The organism is Lentzea sokolovensis (assembly GCF_033949975.1).
GTDB classification, from domain to species: Bacteria; Actinomycetota; Actinomycetes; order Mycobacteriales; family Pseudonocardiaceae; genus Lentzea; species Lentzea sokolovensis.
The window spans coordinates 253,501-270,450 of the sequence record NZ_JAXAVU010000014.1 but is presented as its reverse complement, the minus strand read 5'-3'; the positions used below and the strand labels follow the sequence as shown (position 1 = coordinate 270,450).

General features: G+C 68.4%; 18 protein-coding genes. 11 read left to right on the top strand and 7 right to left on the bottom strand.

The window, feature by feature from the left end:
* Nucleotides 1-47: 47 nt before the first annotated feature.
* From SK854_RS35325 to SK854_RS35310, 4 genes are all read left to right on the top strand, one after another.
* The gene (locus SK854_RS35325; protein WP_319979477.1) at nt 48-2,981 is read left to right on the top strand and encodes a M48 family metalloprotease; all 2,934 of its coding nucleotides are present in this window, start codon (nt 48-50) and stop codon (nt 2,979-2,981) included.
* Between the two features lie 290 nt (nt 2,982-3,271).
* Complete coding sequence (locus SK854_RS35320; RefSeq protein WP_319979476.1) at nt 3,272-3,970, top strand: glycoside hydrolase family 11 protein; 699 nt, start codon at nt 3,272-3,274, stop codon at nt 3,968-3,970.
* Between the two features lie 187 nt (nt 3,971-4,157).
* Nucleotides 4,158-4,712, top strand: a complete 555-nt coding sequence (locus SK854_RS35315; protein WP_319979475.1) for an RNA polymerase sigma factor — start codon at nt 4,158-4,160, stop codon at nt 4,710-4,712.
* Nucleotides 4,713-4,741: 29 nt separating this feature from the next.
* Entirely contained in the window at nt 4,742-5,773 is a 1,032-nt protein-coding gene (locus tag SK854_RS35310) for a hypothetical protein (RefSeq protein WP_319979474.1), read from the top strand.
* Nucleotides 5,774-5,855: 82 nt separating this feature from the next.
* Here SK854_RS35310 and SK854_RS35305 read toward each other — a convergent pair whose 3' ends face one another.
* Nucleotides 5,856-6,518: a TetR/AcrR family transcriptional regulator gene (locus SK854_RS35305; protein WP_319979473.1), complete on the bottom strand. Its 663-nt coding sequence runs from the start codon at nt 6,516-6,518 to the stop codon at nt 5,856-5,858.
* 101 nt (nt 6,519-6,619) lie between these two features.
* Here SK854_RS35305 and SK854_RS35300 point away from each other — a divergent pair, with 101 nt between their 5' ends.
* Together SK854_RS35300 and SK854_RS35295 are read left to right on the top strand one after the other, a co-directional pair.
* Nucleotides 6,620-7,102, top strand: coding sequence for a YybH family protein (locus SK854_RS35300; RefSeq protein ID WP_319979472.1), 483 nt, complete (start codon nt 6,620-6,622; stop codon nt 7,100-7,102).
* A gap of 170 nt (nt 7,103-7,272) precedes the next feature.
* Nucleotides 7,273-9,201, top strand: a complete 1,929-nt coding sequence (locus SK854_RS35295) for a glycoside hydrolase family 44 protein (RefSeq protein ID WP_319979471.1) — start codon at nt 7,273-7,275, stop codon at nt 9,199-9,201.
* 64 nt (nt 9,202-9,265) lie between these two features.
* Here the strand turns inward: SK854_RS35295 and SK854_RS35290 are convergent, their stop codons facing one another.
* A complete protein-coding gene (locus SK854_RS35290) occupies nt 9,266-9,541 on the bottom strand; it encodes a hypothetical protein (protein ID WP_319979470.1) in 276 nt (91 codons plus the stop codon).
* A gap of 18 nt (nt 9,542-9,559) precedes the next feature.
* On the opposite strand from SK854_RS35290, the gene SK854_RS35285 reads away from it, so the two are divergent.
* From SK854_RS35285 to SK854_RS35270, 4 genes are all read left to right on the top strand, one after another.
* On the top strand, nt 9,560-9,928 hold the full coding sequence (locus SK854_RS35285) for a heavy metal-binding domain-containing protein (protein ID WP_319979469.1): 369 nt from the start codon (nt 9,560-9,562) through the stop codon (nt 9,926-9,928).
* Nucleotides 9,929-10,249: 321 nt separating this feature from the next.
* Nucleotides 10,250-10,939: a M15 family metallopeptidase gene (locus tag SK854_RS35280; RefSeq protein WP_406601870.1), complete on the top strand. Its 690-nt coding sequence runs from the start codon at nt 10,250-10,252 to the stop codon at nt 10,937-10,939.
* A 391-nt stretch (nt 10,940-11,330) separates the two neighbouring features.
* Complete coding sequence (locus SK854_RS35275; protein WP_319979467.1) at nt 11,331-12,104, top strand: maleylpyruvate isomerase family mycothiol-dependent enzyme; 774 nt, start codon at nt 11,331-11,333, stop codon at nt 12,102-12,104.
* Between the two features lie 201 nt (nt 12,105-12,305).
* Nucleotides 12,306-12,872, top strand: a complete 567-nt coding sequence (locus SK854_RS35270; RefSeq protein ID WP_319979466.1) for a DUF402 domain-containing protein — start codon at nt 12,306-12,308, stop codon at nt 12,870-12,872.
* A 107-nt stretch (nt 12,873-12,979) separates the two neighbouring features.
* Here SK854_RS35270 and SK854_RS35265 read toward each other — a convergent pair whose 3' ends face one another.
* Nucleotides 12,980-13,255, bottom strand: a complete 276-nt coding sequence (locus SK854_RS35265; RefSeq protein WP_218164774.1) for a hypothetical protein — start codon at nt 13,253-13,255, stop codon at nt 12,980-12,982.
* A gap of 413 nt (nt 13,256-13,668) precedes the next feature.
* Nucleotides 13,669-14,157 carry a hypothetical protein gene (locus SK854_RS35260; RefSeq protein ID WP_319979465.1) on the bottom strand — a complete coding sequence of 163 codons (489 nt, stop codon included), beginning with the start codon at nt 14,155-14,157 and terminating at the stop codon, nt 13,669-13,671.
* A 266-nt stretch (nt 14,158-14,423) separates the two neighbouring features.
* Here SK854_RS35260 and SK854_RS35255 point away from each other — a divergent pair, with 266 nt between their 5' ends.
* Nucleotides 14,424-14,831 (top strand): nuclear transport factor 2 family protein, encoded by a 408-nt coding sequence (locus SK854_RS35255; protein WP_319979464.1) that lies wholly within the window; start codon nt 14,424-14,426, stop codon nt 14,829-14,831.
* 167 nt (nt 14,832-14,998) lie between these two features.
* Here the strand turns inward: SK854_RS35255 and SK854_RS35250 are convergent, their stop codons facing one another.
* The 3 genes from SK854_RS35250 to SK854_RS35240 all read right to left on the bottom strand — a co-directional run bounded on the left by SK854_RS35250 (nt 14,999) and on the right by SK854_RS35240 (nt 16,918).
* On the bottom strand, nt 14,999-15,772 hold the full coding sequence (locus SK854_RS35250) for a hypothetical protein (protein WP_319979463.1): 774 nt from the start codon (nt 15,770-15,772) through the stop codon (nt 14,999-15,001).
* A complete protein-coding gene (locus tag SK854_RS35245) occupies nt 15,772-16,386 on the bottom strand; it encodes an RNA polymerase sigma factor (protein WP_319979462.1) in 615 nt (204 codons plus the stop codon). The genes SK854_RS35250 and SK854_RS35245 overlap by 1 nt, the downstream gene beginning before the upstream one ends.
* Nucleotides 16,387-16,522: 136 nt before the next feature.
* Nucleotides 16,523-16,918 carry a RidA family protein gene (locus SK854_RS35240; protein ID WP_319980046.1) on the bottom strand — a complete coding sequence of 132 codons (396 nt, stop codon included), beginning with the start codon at nt 16,916-16,918 and terminating at the stop codon, nt 16,523-16,525.
* Between the last annotated feature and the right edge of the window lie 32 nt (nt 16,919-16,950).

Here is a 16,950-nt window from a genome sequence, read left to right as displayed (position 1 = left end):
CGAGGAGGGATTGAGGTGCTGTCCTGGCCGCTTCGGGGAGGTCGGCGATGACCGGCGCGGAAGTCGAGAGCGGAAGCCAGGACGACACCGCGCACAGACCGGTGCCCCGTCCGCACGATGTGCCCGCGGGGACGACGACGCGGTTCGCGCTGTTGATCGCAGTGGTCGCGGCCACGAGTTCGACCATGTTCATGCTCCTGCACCTGCTGGTGCCCGCGAACTCGGCCCGTCAGGTGGATGCCCAGAAGAGCTGCTTCGCCGAGGTGTCCGGTCTGCCGCCTCTGGCCGGCCCGGATGAAGTGCCGTTGCGCGCGGAGGCTGCCGCGCGCGTGATGCGGTGTCTCGCGCCTGTGTACCTCGATGAGGTGTCCTGGGCGGGGTACGGGCTGGTGCTTCTGTTCGGCTTGGCGGTGGTCCTGTACTGGCTGCAGCCGTGGTGGATCATTCGCCGGCGTCGGTTGGTGCCGATCTCCGCCGAAAACTGCCCGGAGTTGGTGGCGTATCTCGGTGAGTTGAGCCAGAAGGTCGGACTGGCTCGGCCCCCGGCGTGGCTGCTCGCGCCGTACAACGCCACGGTCGGCGGGCGGTCGTTCGGTCACGTCCGGCGCCGCCGGGTGCAGCTCGACGCGGGTCTGGTCATCTTGTACAGCACCGATCGGGCCGCGTTTCGCGCGGTCGTGCTGCACGAGCTGGCACACCTGTGGAACCGGGACGTGGACAAGACCTACCTGACCATGGCGATCTGGCGGGCGTACGTGGTCGTCGCCCTGATCCCCTTCGTGGGCGGCCTGCTGATCGCCATCCCGCTCGGCTGGTCCGTGACGGCGCTGACCGGCCACTGGACGGAGACGCTGGCCGTTCTCGGCTCACTGCTGGCGCTCACCGCACTGGTGTACCTGACCCGCAACGCGATCTTGCACGTCCGGGAGACGCACGCCGACGCGATCGCTGCCGTCCACGATGGACCAGATGGGGCACTCCGTGGCCTCGTCGGCCGGCTCCGGGCACCGGCCGGCCCGCGGTGGCGGGCGTTGCTGAGCACGCATCCCGACCCCCGGCAGCGGCTGGCCGCCATCGACGACCCGGCCGTCCTGGCACGCCCCAGCCCGTGGGTACTGGCCGGGGCCGGAATCGCCGCGGGCATGCTCGCCACCGATCTCGGCTTCGTGTTCGACTTCCTGTTCGTGGCGACCGCCGCCTTCAGCCGGGGCCTGGCCGGTCTGGTGATCGCGCTGGTCCTCAGCGGGCTGCTCGCGGTCACGCTGTGGCACGCCGCTGCCGGCGACCCGGCGCGGCGGCTCCGGTGGACCTGGCTGCTGTGCCCGGCGGTGCTCGCTGCCGGATTCGTGCTCGGCGAGCATCTGTCGCTGTTCCACGCGAGCGTCAGAGGGGACCAGCCAGGCGGCGGCCTGGGCGGAGGTGTGGCCGTCGTCCTCACCACGCTGCTGCTGGTGGCCGGCGGGGTGCTGCTGGCCGGATGGACGCTGTCTGTTCTTCGCCTGGCACTGACGCCGGCCACGCCGCGCCGCCGGTGGGCGCCGTTCGCGGTGGTGGCGGCCACTGGAGTCGTTGCCGCATCTTGGTTCGCCGCGTGGTTCGTCCTCCACGGCCTCGACCTCGCGCTGTGGACGCCGATCCCCGGATCCGTCCCCGGGACCGGCGCGGAAATCGGGTGGTACCGCACCCTCGCCTGGTGGACCGACTTCACCTGGCTCCCGCTGCGGTACCTGGACGGCAACCCGCTCACCCTGCCCGGCCTGACCCTGCTCTGGCTCGTCCCGATCGTCATCACACTCCGCCGCCGCGGAACCAGCAATGCGGCCGGGGCACCCGCCCTGCGTCTCGGCCGACCACTGACCACCGGACTCGTCGGTGGCATCGCGGTGATGGTCATCGGTGTCGCCCTGTCCTACGTGGCCAAGTCCGCACTGCCGCTGAACGTTCGACAGGACACCACCTTCACGACCGGGACCACCTACTTCGGCTACGTGCAGCTGTGCACGTACATCACCTTGGCCGTGCTCGCGCAAGCCGTTGTCGCCGGCCTCGTCGCCGCTCGCGTCCGCCGGCACCGTCCCGCCCTCGTCGCGCTCGCGGTGTCCTTGACGGGAACACTCGCCGCCATCGGCTGGCTCGGTGTCCTGACGTTCAGCCGCTGCACGGACCTGTACGGAAACGCGCCGACGAGTTGCGTTCCGATGGTCAGCCTCCCCGATCTCACCGGCCATCTGCACACGATCCTGATCAAGGGCTTGATCGCGGCGGTTCCGGGCGCGCTGCTCGGTGCCGCGGTCAGCGCCCTGCGCCGACGACGCACTCACCCGGCTGCCCCGGCCTCGGGGCCCGCCGGTGCCCGTGGCGTGTCCGTCGTGGTGATCGCTCTGCTGGCCGCGGTGATGATCGCCGCCCCTCTGCCCGGGCTGCGAGGAGACTGGAACATCTGGACTGGTCAGGTGAGCTCGTCCTCCGCTGTGCCCGACGACGAAGGCGACGCGAAGCCACCGCCGCCCACCAGCGCCACCTCGGCAGGCCGCGACAGCAGCCCGCAAGAGACCACAGTGGACACATGCGTCGTCGGGACGTGGATCGAGACTGCCAACGAATCACACGTGAAGTCCCCCGGCGGGGTCGACGTGCGGTTCACCAGCGCCGGTCGGGTCCAGCGGTTCCGCGCGGACGGCACGGCGGTTCTCGACTTCGGTGCCGGAAACGTCACGACCGGGACGTTCGACGGGAAGACACTTCGATCAGTCAGCTCAGGAACGATCACCTTCAGGTACGACACCGGAGCCGGACAGATCCTGTACAGCAGCCCGGTGGCCAGCGGGACCACCACGGTGACGATTGACGGTGTGGTGCAGGAGACACGTGCGCTCGAGGCGAGCGTGGAGCCGGAACACTACGTCTGTCAGGGCGACGTCATGACGCAGACCGGCGCCTCGTTCACCATTCAGCTGGCCCGGACGAGCCACACCGGTTGAGTCCGGTGCGACGACTCGAAGGCTAAATCTTTAGCTCGATCCATGAACATGAGTTCAGCTGTCGAATCATTCGATTGATTCGACTTGTTTGATGGACATAAAAGCAGCCTGCTATAGGCGACGCGCGTTCACCGCAACGTTTCGAAACTTCTCGGCAACCTTACGGAGTCGGCTCGGCACTGCTAGTGTCCGAATCGACGGCGGCCGTCATCGCGATCACCATTCACTCGCACGTGTCGCTTCGTGCTGCCTTGCCGCCGTACCGACCTCGATGACGAGGAGTACCGCATATGGCTAAAAGCAATTTCCGACCGTCGAGCCGCAAACGCGGCCGTGTCGCACTGCTCGTCAGCGGCGCCTGCACCGCGCTGGTCATGGCGCTGACGCCCGTCGTGGCCGGCGCTGACGTCGGTGCCGCCGCGACGTGCTCGAGCCAGACGGGCAACAACGGCGGTTACTACTTCTCCTTCTGGACCGACGGCGGCGGCCGGGTGTGCATGGACTTCGGTTCCAGCGGCAACTACAGCACCTCGTGGAGCAATGTCGGCAACTTCGTCGGCGGCAAGGGCTGGAGCAACGGTTCGCGGCGGACGGTGAACTATTCCGGAAGCTTCAACCCGTCCGGCAACGCCTATCTGACCCTCTACGGGTGGACGTCGAACCCGCTGGTCGAGTACTACATCGTCGACAACTGGGGCAACTACCGGCCCACCGGCACCTACAAGGGCACGGTCACCACTGACGGCGGCACGTACGACATCTACCAGACGATGCGGTACAACGCGCCTTCCGTCGAAGGCAACAACAAGACCTTCCCGCAGTTCTGGAGCGTCCGGCAGCAAAGGCGGACCGGTGGATCCATCACCACCGGCAACCACTTCGACGCGTGGAGCCGCGCCAACATGCGGCTCGGCAACTTCAGCTATTACATGATCCTCGCGACCGAGGGATACCAGAGCAGCGGCAACTCCAACATCACGGTGAGGTGAGCGCCTGCTCCTGATCGGGTTCCCGGGCCGCCGGGAGTCGTGTCCCCCACGACTCCCGGCGGCCTCGCTCGTTCCGCGGCCAGCCGCTGAGCAGCGAACTTCGTCATGGGGCGAAGCAACCTGAACGCTTTTGGCGCGCGTTGGCAAATACGGGGTGCAAGGGCGAAGCGAGACCCCGAGGAGCTTCATGTCGTCAGACGCGGAACTGATCGGCAGATCACTGCGCGGAGACACCAACGCCTTCGTGGAAGTGATCAGTCGCCACGAGACCGCGATCGGGAACTACCTCGCGCGCCGGGTGGGGCGACAAGCAGCAGAGGACGTGCTCGGCGATGTGTGGGTTGCGGCGTACGAGTCCCGTGCGACCTATGACCTTTCGCATCCCGAGGCCAGGCCTTGGTTGTACGGCGTCGCGCTGAACAGGCTGCGCCGGCACTGGCGGTCGGAACCGGCCGAGGAACCGGCGCCGGACCTGACCCGCGTGGCGAGTGACTGGGATCCCTGGCCGGCGGTGGACGACCGCGTGGACACGCAGGCGTTGCTGCGCAACGCGTTGGCCCGCCTCAAGCCGGAGGAACGGGAAGTGCTGGGCCTGGTCGCCTGGGAGGACCTGACCGTCGCGGAGGCCGGGCGAGTGCTCGACATCCCCGCGGGCACGGCCCGCCGCCTGTTGCACCAGGCGCGCAAGACGTTGCGTGAGACCCCCGAGGTGGCCGCGCTGCTGCAAGTCCCGACAACGTGAAAAGACACCCCATGGATGAAATGGATCTGATGAAGAATCTGCGTGAAGTGCCGGCCCCAGGTCCGGAGGCTTACGACCGTGCTCGCACGGCGCTGCACACGGCTATGGCGGAGCCCGAGCCCGCGACCACGGTCGTGCGGCCGAAGCGCTGGTTCTCCTGGCCCAAGGTCAGTGTCGCCGCGGTGGGCGCGGCCGCCGTCGCCACGGCCGTGGTGATGGGCACGACGGGCGGCACCGTCCCGACCGGCCCCGCGATCGAGGCAGCCCCGCCGGTGGTCGAGTCACCGCTGGTGAAGCTGGCCTCCGAGATCAAGGCCGCGGCCGCGTTGACGGGTGACTCGTCGCTGATCATCGGCACGAAGACCGCGCCGGACGGCTCGCCGTACGTCTACTACACCGTCTACACCGACAAGGGCCAGGTCTTCAAGGGGGACTCGGCGAAGACCCTGGGGGCCTCGGCGGCGAAGAACGAGGACCAGGCTCGGCCGTTCGACGCGAAGGTGATGGCGGCGGCCCGCCAGGCCGCGAACGGCGACGTGGAAAAGGCCAGGGTCGCGATGGTCACCGCCGCCGGCAACGCCCTGGGACTCGGCCTGAGCCCCGCCGAGGCGGACAAGGCCTGGGCGGATGCCCAGGCAGAGGTCGACGAGACGTTTCGCAAGGCCGGCAAGGAGGTGCTGCCTCCCAGGCCGCGTCCGACGGGCAAGGACCTGGAGAACCGCATCGGCAACCACCTGTGGAGCAACGCCACGTACGCGCTGTTCGTCGGCGCCGCCAACGCCGAGATCCGCGCGGGTGTGCTGAAGCTGCTCGCCACCATCAAGGAGGCGACCGTCGGCGAGACCGACGTCGACGGCCAGCGCGCGCTGACCATCGGCGCGAGCCCCGACATCCTGGGCGGTCACGCCTCGGCGAAGCTGACCATCAACGCCGACAACGGACTGCCCATCCGTGACGAGACCTTCCCGGCCGAGAACTCGCCGAGTCCGTCGAAGTACGCGGTGGTGACCTACAAGTCGTCCCGCGTGAACCTCGCCGACGTGGCGGCGGGCAAGATCTGATCCTGCTGGAGCACGCGCTGTCCTGGGAGACTTCGGTCCTCTCAGGACAGTGCTGTGCGCGGATTCAGGAAGAGCGACGCGGTCAGGGCGAATCGCCTCGAACCGCGGGCAGGCCGGAGGCGGTCGCCGCGATGAAGCGTTGCAGCGTCGGCCGGAAAGGCGGGAACACCGCCGCGATCCCGGGCTCGCGGGCGTAGAGCTCGGCGAGTGTCGGTGGTGGCTGGGACAGCGGGTACAGCCTGCCGACGAACGCCCCCGCGGCGAACACCACGGAGGACCCGTCCCTGCCGGTCAGCTCCGGACACACGGCCATGATCTGCTCGCCGACCTGTGCGTACATGTCGATCGCCCACAGCTTGTACGTGTGCAGCACCTCGAGCGAGACGTTGTGCTCCAGCATGGTCTCGGCGTGACCGATCAGGTCGCAGTACAGGGGCCGCTCGGCGAAGGAGTCCGCCAGTGCCGAGGCCATCTGCTCGATGCCGGAGGCGTCCCTGAGCCGGGTCCGCACCGCGTCGGCCCAGTCCGTGCCGTCACGCATGCTGAGCTGCAGGTAGATCTCTTCGCGGGTGCCGAAGTAGCGCAGGACGTTGGACTTCACCAGGCCGACCGCGGCCGCGATGTCACCCAGGCTGACCTGGGCCACGCCCTTGTCGAGCGCGAGATCGCGGGCGGCCGCGAGGATCGTCTCCCGCCGCTGCTCCTTCTGATCCGGGCGCCGTGCCCGCCGGAACGACGCTTCCATGTCGTTGGGCACTCTACCAGGAGGTTTTGTTAAAAGTACGGTGTTCCTTTATCGTCTTGCCGGTCAGCACCACACCCCTGCGCGGCCGGAGGCCACGACTCATGACCCAGCAGCAGCGCTCCCTGTCGGCGACGGTCGACGAGTTCGTCGACGCGTTCAACGTCAACGACCTCGACCGCGTCATGGACTTCTTCGCCGACGACGCCGAGTACGAGCCGGGTGACGGCGCGAAGCACCGGGGCAAGGCCGCGATTCGCGCGGAGTTCGCGCCCCAGTTCGCCGGCCGGTACGGCGCGATGCGCTTCGACGTGCACGACAAGCTCGTCGACGAGTCCGGGCGACGCGCGGCGATCCGCTGGGCGTGCCGGATCGACGTCTCCGGGCCACGCGGCCGCGGCGTCTACCCGCTGCTGCGGTTGCTCGGGCTCCTGCGGCACGGCCCGCGCATGGTCTGGCAGGGAATGGACGTGTTCCACTTCGACGCCGACGGCTCGATCACCGGCAAGTACTCCTACGCGAACTTCAAGGTCCCGCCGATGAAGCGCGACAGGGGAGAGCCTTGGACCGCTGCCGCGTCCAGGTGACTCCGCGGCGGAAATGTCGATGATCGGGTGAACGCATTCATCCGAATTGAGTCTTCGACTCGAACGCCGTCGATTCGATCTGTTCGCGCTTGACGCTTTCCGTGTTTCCCGCGACCGTCCTGTGGGCACATATCCACGCATTGGATCGGGCGGGGGCGTCTGTGGTCGGCATGCGGCAATGGCGGAAGGCGCGTTCGATCACGGCCACGGGCTCGGCGGCGTTGCTCGTGGCGGCGACGTTCACGGTCCAGGCGGCTCCCAGCGCGGCGGCGGCCACCGGGCCCGAACTGTCGGTGGACTCCTCCGCCGCCCGGCACGCGATCAGTCCCGGCATCTACGGCCTGAACGGCGGCGATCCGGCGTTCAACGCCGAGATCGGCCAGTCGGTGGCGCGCTGGGGCGGCAACGCGTCCAGCCGCTACAACTTCAAGAACCACACGTACAACACCGGCAGCGACTGGTACTTCGAGAACATCGTCGCCGACGAGCAGCACACCCTCGAGTGGATGGTCGGGTCCAACCTCGACCGCGGTATCAAGCCGGTCGTCACCGTGCCCATGGTCGGCTGGGTGGCCAAGGACTCGCCGTCGTCGCACCCGTTCGCGTGCGGCTTCCCGGCGACCAGGTACCCGCAGCAGGACGGCTTCGACGAGTGGGACCCCAATTGCGGCAACGGTCTGCTCAACGGGACGAACCTCGCCGGCGTGCCCGAGGACACCTCGGTCAGGGCCGACGCGGCGTTCGCCGGTGAGATGGTGTCGCACCTGGTGAGCAGGTTCGGCACGGCGGCGCAGGGTGGCGTGCCCATCTACGAGCTCGACAACGAGCCGGTGTTGTGGGCCCACACGCATCGTGACGTGCACCCCGAACTGGTCTCGTACGACGAACTGGGGAACAAGGGCACGGCGACCGCCGCGGCGATCAAGGCCGCCGACCCCGGTGCCGCGGTCCTCGGCCCGTCCGGCTGGGGGTACTGCGAGTGGGTCGCGTCCGGTGTGGACGGTTGCGGGCCCGGCGTCGACTCGGCCGCGCACGGCGGGCTCAACCTCTCGCAGTGGTACCTGAAGAACATGAAGGACTACAGCGACGCCCACGGGGGTAAGCGTTTCCTCGACTACTTCGACCAGCACTTCTACCCGCAGATCGGCGGTGGTAAGGACCCCGAGTCCAACGCGCTGCGGCTGCGGTCCACGAGGTCGTTGTGGGACCCCACCTACGTCGAGGAGTCCTGGATCGGCCCCGGCGGGGTCAACGCGCCGCCGTTGCAGTTCATCCGCACGATGAAGTCGTGGATCGACCAGTACAACCCCGGCACCAAGACCGCCATCACCGAGTACAACTGGGGCGCGCTGGACGACATCAACGGCGCGCTGACGCAGGCCGACGTTCTCGGCATCTTCGGACGTGAAGGTCTCGACCTCGCCACGATGTGGGGCGAGCCCAAGCCGACCGATCCGGGCGCGTACGCGTTCCGGATGTACCGCAACTACGACGGCGCGGGCAGCCGATTCGGTGACGTCAGCGTGTCGGCGACCTCCGCCGACCAGGGCCGGCTCGCGGTGTACGCGGCACAGCGCACGTCCGACGACGCGCTGACCGTCATGGTCGTCAACAAGACCGGCGAGGACCTGACGTCGCCGCTGTCGATGGCCGGATTCGACGGAACCGCTGCGGCGCAACGGTTCACCTACGGCCCGGCGAACCTGGGCGGGATCGTGCGCGGCGGGGACCTGCCGGTGAGCGACGGTCGTGTCGACGCGACGTATCCGGCGAACTCCATCACGCTGCTGGTGCTGCCGCCCGCGGGGTGTTCGGCGAGCCTGCACGTCAACGGCGACTGGAGCACCGGACACGTCGCGACGGTGACCGTCACCAACGACCGCCACACGGCGATGGCCGGATGGCGGGTCAGCTGGACGTGGCCCGGCGGCCAGCAGGTCACGAACTCGTGGGGCACCAGCCTGAAGCAGGACGGCAGCCGCGTGGTCGCCGCGGACGCCGGGTGGAACGGCTCCATAGGTGCTGGTGGCAGCACCACGTTCGGGTTTCAGGCCACCGGTAGAGCGGCCGCGGCGACGCTGACCTGCACGCCGACCTGAGACGCCGAACGTCCGACGTGGACGTAGTCCGCCCTGAACTGGGCGAGCGGCGTCCACTCCCGCATCACCTGCTGGAGTTCCTCCTCCACGCAGACATCGCCTCGTCCCGCGTCATGCCGGAGAGGGCGCCGATGTGCCCGGAGCAGCCGCCGAGGCGGATCTCGCCCTGCCCGACCCTCGGCCAGAGCCGGCCGACCAGGGCGACGAGTTCCCTGCGGTGCGGCAGTTCTGGTTGCACTGTGGCGAAGAGGTCGTGGCCTCCGTCGACGGAGAGGACGGACTCCACCGGCACGTACACCACTCGCGCGCACCTCTGCGCGTCCTCTTCTGAGTCGCGCATCAGACGGTCGGCGCCGTCATGAAGAATCTGGGACGCAACGCGGAGCTGCCCGTGTTCACCCAAGGCCTTTACACGGCAAGGGAACTCGCCATGGAACGGATGCAGGCGGAGGCCGCGGCGCTGGAGGCGGAAGGTATCGTCGGCGTGCAGTTGTTGCAGCACATCCACAGCTGGTCCGGCCATGTCACGGAGTTCTTCGCGGTGGGACGGCGGTGCGGCCGATCCGCGACGATCACAAGATCCCGGCGCCGCAACTCGTGCTCCGCGCTCCTCCAGCTGATCCAACCGCTCGCGAAGTGCCGTGCGCTCGTCGCCCGCTGGACCTCCGAGGCTCGCCTCCGAAGATCTTCAGGTTCGGGTTCACCTCGGTGGTGCGCTTGCGAGTGAACGCCGGGTCCATCCGCGCGAGCAGCATGTCGATCTCGACGGCGCTGTCCCGGGCACACGTGGGACTGGCGACCGGACGTTTCGGGGAGGGTCGAAACGTCTCAGCGAAGTTGACGTTGTTCGCGCACCGCTGGCAGTGTCGATCCCCGAGGGCGTCTTCGCGCGGCTGGGGGTGAACGGCCGGAAGCAGTCCACTGACGATTGCTGTCGATGAGCTGCTTCTCCTACGTGGCCCGGCAGGTGGATTCCGCACGAACGCCTTGGATTGCCCGAACCACGGCGAATCCCACTCTGTCGTAGCAGAGAACGAGAGGAAGTACTTTGAGGTTGAGCACCAGAGTCTTTGCGCTCATCACGTTCACTCTGTCCGCGGTCTTGGTCGGTACCACGCCGGCGCCCGCCGCCACTGCCCAGACCGTGCAACTCGCCGCGCCGGCCGGCAGCGGCCTCCCGCCCTACGTCGCCGTGATCAAGCCGGTCACCGCGAAGCGGCTCGCCTCCAGCTGGCGTGAAGGCTGCCCCGTCGGGCCCGATCAGCTGCGGCTGATCAGCCTGAACTTCGTCGGCTTCGACGGTGCGGTGCACCGCGGCGAACTGGTCGTCAACGCCGATCTCGCCACCGAGGTCGCCCGCGTCTTCGCCGACCTGTACTTCGGCCGGTTCCCCATCCAGCGGATGGAGACCATCGAGAAGTACGACTCCGACGACGACGCGTCGATGGCGGCGAACAACACCTCGGCGTTCAACTGCCGGCCGATCACCGGCGGCACCGCCTGGTCCAACCACTCCTACGGACGGGCCATCGACATCAACACCGTGCAGAACCCCTACATCTCCCGCAGCGGCACGGTCTACCCGCCCAACGGCGCGCCCTACGTCGACCGCACCCAGAACGTTCCCGGCATGATCCACGCCGGCGACGCCACCGAGCAGGCGTTCACCACACGCGGCTGGACCTGGGGCGGCTTCTGGGACACCCCGATCGACTACCAGCACTTCGAGAAGCCCTGACACCAGACCGAGAAGCCATCGGCGCGGCCTGTCGCACCGAGTAACGCGAACAGCGCCCGGGATCGCCTCCGGATGGAGTGGCGGCGGTCCCGGGCGCCATGACGGCGTCCAGGACCGGCGCTCGGGGCGCGGCGGCTCAGAACAGATCGGGTGTGCGCGAGTGAATCAGGAGGCCGGCGTCGTTGAGCGCTATGTCAAACGCATCCACCAGGCCGGCCTCAGGTGAAGCCTCGGCACCATCGACTCGACCACACCATCCGATCATCGGCAGATGCGGATGGTGCGGCACCGGGCTCGTCGAGGCGCATCGGTGGCCTGGCTTTCGCGACGGCGAGTCAAAGTGGCGTTGAACCAGCGGAACACATGCGCGGGTCTGTGAGTTGGGGACGGTATGAGTCAACTCGTGGACCGCACGATCACCGCCCTGCGTGCCGAGCATGACGTGCTTGCCGGTCTCGTCCGCACCTTGACCGACGAGCAGCTGGCTTTCACCAGCGGCGCCGCGGAGTGGACCGTCGCTCAGGCTCTGTCCCATCTCGGCAGTGGCGCGGAGATCGGCCGTGCGCCGATCGCCCGGGCCGCCGGAGAAACCGTGGCGGCCGAGGACAACCAGACGATCTGGGCCCGCTGGGACGCGTCCGTGCCGCGTGCGCAGGCCGAGGGCTTTCTGGAGCACGACGGCCGCTGGCTCGACATGGTCGAGGCGCTCACGCCCGACCAGCGCTCGTCGCTGACCGTCGACCTCGGTTTCCTGCCGGAGCCGGTTCCGCTGCTGACCGCCCTGGGCATGCGGCTCAACGAGGTGGCCAACCACTCGTGGGACGTGCGCGTGGCCTTCGACCCGCACGCCGGAGTGAACGCCGACTCGGCCGCGGTGCTCGTCGACCTCCTGGCCGGGCCCCTGGGCTTCCTGCTGGGCTTCCTCGCGAAGCCGGCCGAGCTCGCGGCCCCCGTGTCCGTCGCGATCTCCGGCGCCGGTCTGGTGATCGACGACGTGGTCATGGTGGTGGACCACCTCGAGTCACCTTCCGCGACGTTCAACGGGCCGCAGGAAGCGTTCGTCCGTCTGATCAGCGGCCGTCTCAAGGCACCGCACGACATCGGCGTCACGGTCGAGGGCAGTGTCACGCTCGACGACCTGCGTCGCGTGTTTCCCGGCTTCTGAGGAATCAACACCTGCCTGACGCATCTGGCTGAGTCATACCTGGACGACAGGCGACATCCGGTGTGTCAGCCACTCGATCGCACCCGCCGCGGCATGACAGTGCCTTGCCGACGGTGGTGTTCGCGAACAACGTTGTCGATCACGAAGTGCGCGTCAGGAGGAACCGCCACATCCTTCCGCCGTGTCGGGTACGAATGGTTCGTGGAACAGGTTGAGGTCTGGCGAGGCGCTCACGGCGATCCGAGGCCGTTGTTCGGGCCGCTGCCCGGCATCCGCCTCGGTGACACGCTCGCCTACGAGTTCCAGCTGCCGGACAGCTTCACTCCATGGCCCGGTCGGACGCTGCTGGAACGCGTGTTCGTGTTGCTCGACCTCGGGGTGAGCATGTCCATCCCCGCCTGGCGGTCCAACCTGGGAACCGACCAGACCCAGGACGGACCGACCACCTGGTACGTGGACCTCGTGCACGTCTCGGCCACGCGGGACTCGGTCACCGTCCGGGACCTCTACGCCGATGTCCTGGTACCCACCGACGGTCGCCATCAGCGGATGCTCGATCTCGACGAGTTCGCCGACGCGATCGAGGCAGGACAACTCGACATCGCCACCGCCGTCGACGGACTGCGGCGCTGGCAACGCTTCCTCGACCAGCACCTGCACGCCGCCCGCGACCCCAGCGAGACGTGGACCGACTTCCCGCCCCAGCGGCTGCGCGACCTGGCGGCGCTACCCAGCCCGCTGGGACCGATCGTCACCGCGCCAGGCTGATCATCAGGCCACCGTCGACCCGCACACGTCCATCCGCTCATCGGCATGAGCGCGCTTGAGCAACGCCGGTCAGCGGCAGATGGGGACGTCAGCGCCGGCGGCCCTGGTCAGCCCTTGCGGATCACCCGATAGATCGTCTCGGACTTCGGCGCGGGACGCGGCACGTTGTTCCAGCCGATCGCCTCGGCTCGTTGCGCGATCGCGGCCTTCACCGCGGCCGGATCCGTCTCGTCCTCGAAGAAGGCTATCGACAAGCCATTACCGGTGGCCGGGTCAAGCAGGTGGTAGGCGTCGAGGACGCCCGGAACGGTCTTCGCCGCGTCGATCACCCATTGCCGGTCGTCATCGGGCATCGGCTCCCATACCGCGATACGTGCGATCACGAGCAACCACCTCCTGCGGCGTGAGTCGCTCCACGGGAGACCGGTGTTAGCTCGGTTCCGGAAGCAAGGTCGACCGGCAACGCTCAGGATTCGGTCCGGTCATCGGCATGAGTGCGCGTCTCGACGGGACGCCGACTGTCCGATGCTCGTGGTGACCGAGGATCGCCCGGTATCTGGGGGATTGTGCTGTGCACTCGGCGCCGGCCCGCGGGACATCCTCAGGTCACCAGCTGGCGCCAAGTTTCAGACTTGTCCCGAATGCCGTTATCGCGCTGAGGGCCCGACCTGCGTGTCGCCGACGCCGCCGAGCACGTCTGGGCCTGGTCGTGCTTCCGCCGCCGGCGACATCACCAAGCCTGTCTCAGTCGCTACAAACTCCGCGGCTGCCCAATTGCCTAACTGCCGTTGCAGTACTAGCTCGTCTCGTGCATGCATATTTCGGTGAGGACGTGGCCCTCGGGGATCACGCGGAAGGACTGCTCGGTCCGGACGTGGCTGGAGAGCATGATCTTGCCGGTCCCGGTCCACCAGTTCCCGGTGGAGTCGGGCACGAAGCCGGCGGCCTTGATTCTGCCGGCGAGCGTCCGCCGGACCTCGGCCATGGTGCCGGGGCGGATGGTCTGCAGGCACATCGAAGCTTGGTGGCCGATGGCCGCCCACCGTCGCCGGCTCTCATACACCAGCTCGCCGTCGCGCGCGCCAATCCGCTCTGCGAGTGTCCGCATCTCGCGCCACCGCCGCCGGACCGTGAATTCGCTGCTGTACCCGGACAGGAGGACCACGAAGGTGAAGACGAGCGCGATCGGGAACGCCCAGAGCAGCCAGGGCCAGTGGTCTGTCCAGAGCCACAGCCCGGTCGCCAGCAGGACGTACGACAGCAGCAGCCAGTAACGTCCACGCATCCGGCGCCTCCCCAGGTCTCGCCTCCTCTTGGCAGGGTACGCGCGGGCGCTCCGGTCAGGCGTGCGCCGGAACTGTTGGGGCGTCGCCGATCCAGCGGCGCAGCGCCTCCGCCAGACTCGCGTCACCTTCTGGCGGTGCGCGAGGATGTCCCAGAAAGTCACCGGCCGACGAAGGCGCCGAATATCCGCTCATCGGCATGAGCGCGTCCGGCGACTCGCCCGCCATCCCCGGCCCGCGTTCTGATCACGTTGGTACCGTCGGCCGCGTGCGTGACATCGAAGAGATCAGAACGCTGACCCACCGGTACGCCTTGCTGCTCGACACCGCCACCTCCGCCGGTATCGACGAGGTTTTCACCGACGACGCCGTCTTCGACGCGTCCGCCATCGAGCTGCCGACGCTCACCGGTCTGGACGCGATCCGCGGGTTCTGGCACGGCGTCTTCGACCTCACCACTCACACCACGCACGTCGTCACCAACCACATCGTCGACGTTCACGCCGGCTACCAGACCGCGACCGGCACCCACTACCTGCGCGCCGAGATGCTCTACAAGGACGGCGGCACCACCCTGGTCACCGTGCTCAACACCGATACCTACCAGCGCGGCCGCTCCGGCTGGCGCATCGCGCACCGACTGGTCAAGCCGTTGCTCCCGTTGGTTCGCGGCTAGGTCGGTTGCTCGGCGAGCTTCGTGATCACTTCGCCGTCGTACCGCCGCAGGATCTCCGCCGGCAACACGAGGGCTTCACGTCCACGACCGCGAAGATGGAGTTGGTCAGCAGGAGACGGTCAGGCATGTGCCGACGACGGCTGACGTAGCGGCGAACGCGATGTCGTCTACTGAGTGGGCGCGCACAGCGGCCCTTCCACGACCTGACCTTCCTTGAGCGTGACCCGCAGCAGGTTGCTCACCGCCGGTGGCGTGTCGGGGTAGACGGGTCTGCCGCACAACTCACCACTCTCGATGTGCACCGCGAACGTCCCGTTGCGCAGCACCGCGGGCGTGACGGTGTTGTCCTGCCGAACCACCGACACCGCGACCACGTCGTCTGTGGCGATCCCGAACTGGATGCTTCCGCCGTCGGGGAAGTTCCAGGCGTCGAAGTAGTCGAACGGGCGTGCAACGGTGAGATTGGCGTAGCTGTGCCTGCCGTGACCCTCCATCTCGGAGGCGTCAGGACCGGTGATGCCACCGGTCGTGCGGCCGGCCACCAGACAGACCGCCGCGGCCCTGTCCGTGCGGATGACCAGGAACTCCGACCACCCGTCGGCGACGCCGACGTCGATCTTGGCTCCCGGTTGCCAACTCTTCGGGTCGGGTACGTCCGCGCCGTCGGCGATCGTGGTGTTCACACAGTCCTGTGCGAGTTGCACCTCGGCGGGATCGGCCGCAGGAGCCACGCGGCCGGGCGTGCCGATCGGGCCGAACACCAGCGCACCGCCGGCGACGAGCACCCCCACCGCGGCCGCCGCCGACAGCGGTGTGGCGACCGATCGGCGACGCCTGCCGGAGAGGGTGGCCTCGACCTGGGGCCTGATCCGCTCCCAGAGGTGTTCCCGCAGGTCGTCGTGCATCGGTCGGTCGGCGGGCAGATCGACGTCGTTGTTCATCACCGCTCCTCGGGGGTCGTGGCGTCCAGGGTGGTGTCGCGCAGCCGGCTGCGAGCGCGGGATATCCGGGAGCGGATGCTCGCTTCGGCCACGCCCAGCACGGCCGCGGCCGCCGCGGTGGACAGGCCACCGATCAGGCACAACTCGACGGCCTCGCGTTCGGCCTTGGGCAGCTTGGCGACGGCGTCGAGCACCTCCCGCAGCCGGTGGTCCGCATCGACCTTGTCCGCCACGTCATCGGCGTGGTCCCGTGTGCTTCCACCTCGTGGGAGGCGGGCCAGCGCCGCCGCGAACCGCCCTCGTCCGCGGTGCTCCCGACGCGCCAGGTTGCCGGTCACGGCGAACAGCCACGGCCGTGCGCTGCGGTTCACCAGCGTCAGATCGCCCAGCCGACGGCACGCGGTGAGGAACGCGGCCGACGTCAGGTCCTCCGCCACCGACCACGAGCCGGTCAACCGGTAGGCGTAGTTCCACACCGCGCCGGAGTGCCGGCGGAACAACTCCCCGAACGCGGCGACGTCACCGCTCGCGGCTTGCTCCCACAGCTCCTGGTCGTCGTCAGGGGACAGCCCTCGGGCATCCGCCGCACCGGCGTGCTCAGGCCCTGCCCGCATGGTCCGCTCCCGCTCTCGCTCCGCAGTGGTCCTCACACCTTGAAGTCCCCGCAGGCACCCACGGCGTTGCGTCTCGCCCCAAGAGGCCCTGAGCCGGCGTCCGGCGGCGCCGACCAGGTCGGCGCCGCCGAAGCACCTACGCGACCGCCGTGCCCTCCAGTTCGATCATCAGATCGGGGATCGCCAGTCGCGTCACGCCGAGCATCGTCGTGGGCGGCGCCACCCGCGCCTGGCCGAGCCGGCCCGCCAGCACGCCGTAGTGCTGGAACAACAGGTCGACGTCGGTGGTGTAGACGGTGAGCCGCACGAGGTTCGCGAGCGACATCCCCGCCTCGGCCAGCACCGCCTCCAGGTTGTCGAGGCTCAACGCCAGCTGCGCCGCCATGTCCCCGGCGTGCTCGGGCTTGCCGTCGCCGTTCATCGAGGTCTGGCCGGCGCAGAACAGCGTCCGCGTCTGCCCGGTGACCACCTCGCCCTGGTGGTACCCCAGCTCCGCCGACCAGGCCCACGGGTTGACCGGCGTTCGTTCCACTGCCACAACAGCTCCATTCAGGATTCCCGGAT

Excerpts from the sequence above, each read along its gene's own strand:
- SK854_RS35325 (WP_319979477.1), top strand. The coding sequence starts at position 48 with ATGACCGGCGCGGAAGTCGAGAGCGGAAGCCAGGACGACACCGCGCAC.
- SK854_RS35250 (WP_319979463.1), bottom strand. The coding sequence starts at position 15,772 with ATGAACAACGACGTCGATCTGCCCGCCGACCGACCGATGCACGACGAC.
- SK854_RS35305 (WP_319979473.1), bottom strand. The coding sequence starts at position 6,518 with ATGGAAGCGTCGTTCCGGCGGGCACGGCGCCCGGATCAGAAGGAGCAG.
- SK854_RS35245 (WP_319979462.1), bottom strand. The coding sequence starts at position 16,386 with ATGCGGGCAGGGCCTGAGCACGCCGGTGCGGCGGATGCCCGAGGGCTG.
- SK854_RS35300 (WP_319979472.1), top strand. The coding sequence starts at position 6,620 with ATGACCCAGCAGCAGCGCTCCCTGTCGGCGACGGTCGACGAGTTCGTC.
- SK854_RS35310 (WP_319979474.1), top strand. The coding sequence starts at position 4,742 with ATGAAGAATCTGCGTGAAGTGCCGGCCCCAGGTCCGGAGGCTTACGAC.
- SK854_RS35260 (WP_319979465.1), bottom strand. The coding sequence starts at position 14,157 with ATGCGTGGACGTTACTGGCTGCTGCTGTCGTACGTCCTGCTGGCGACC.
- SK854_RS35285 (WP_319979469.1), top strand. The coding sequence starts at position 9,560 with ATGAAGAATCTGGGACGCAACGCGGAGCTGCCCGTGTTCACCCAAGGC.
- SK854_RS35295 (WP_319979471.1), top strand. The coding sequence starts at position 7,273 with ATGCGGCAATGGCGGAAGGCGCGTTCGATCACGGCCACGGGCTCGGCG.
- SK854_RS35290 (WP_319979470.1), bottom strand. The coding sequence starts at position 9,541 with ATGCGCGACTCAGAAGAGGACGCGCAGAGGTGCGCGCGAGTGGTGTAC.
- SK854_RS35315 (WP_319979475.1), top strand. The coding sequence starts at position 4,158 with ATGTCGTCAGACGCGGAACTGATCGGCAGATCACTGCGCGGAGACACC.
- SK854_RS35320 (WP_319979476.1), top strand. The coding sequence starts at position 3,272 with ATGGCTAAAAGCAATTTCCGACCGTCGAGCCGCAAACGCGGCCGTGTC.
- SK854_RS35275 (WP_319979467.1), top strand. The coding sequence starts at position 11,331 with ATGAGTCAACTCGTGGACCGCACGATCACCGCCCTGCGTGCCGAGCAT.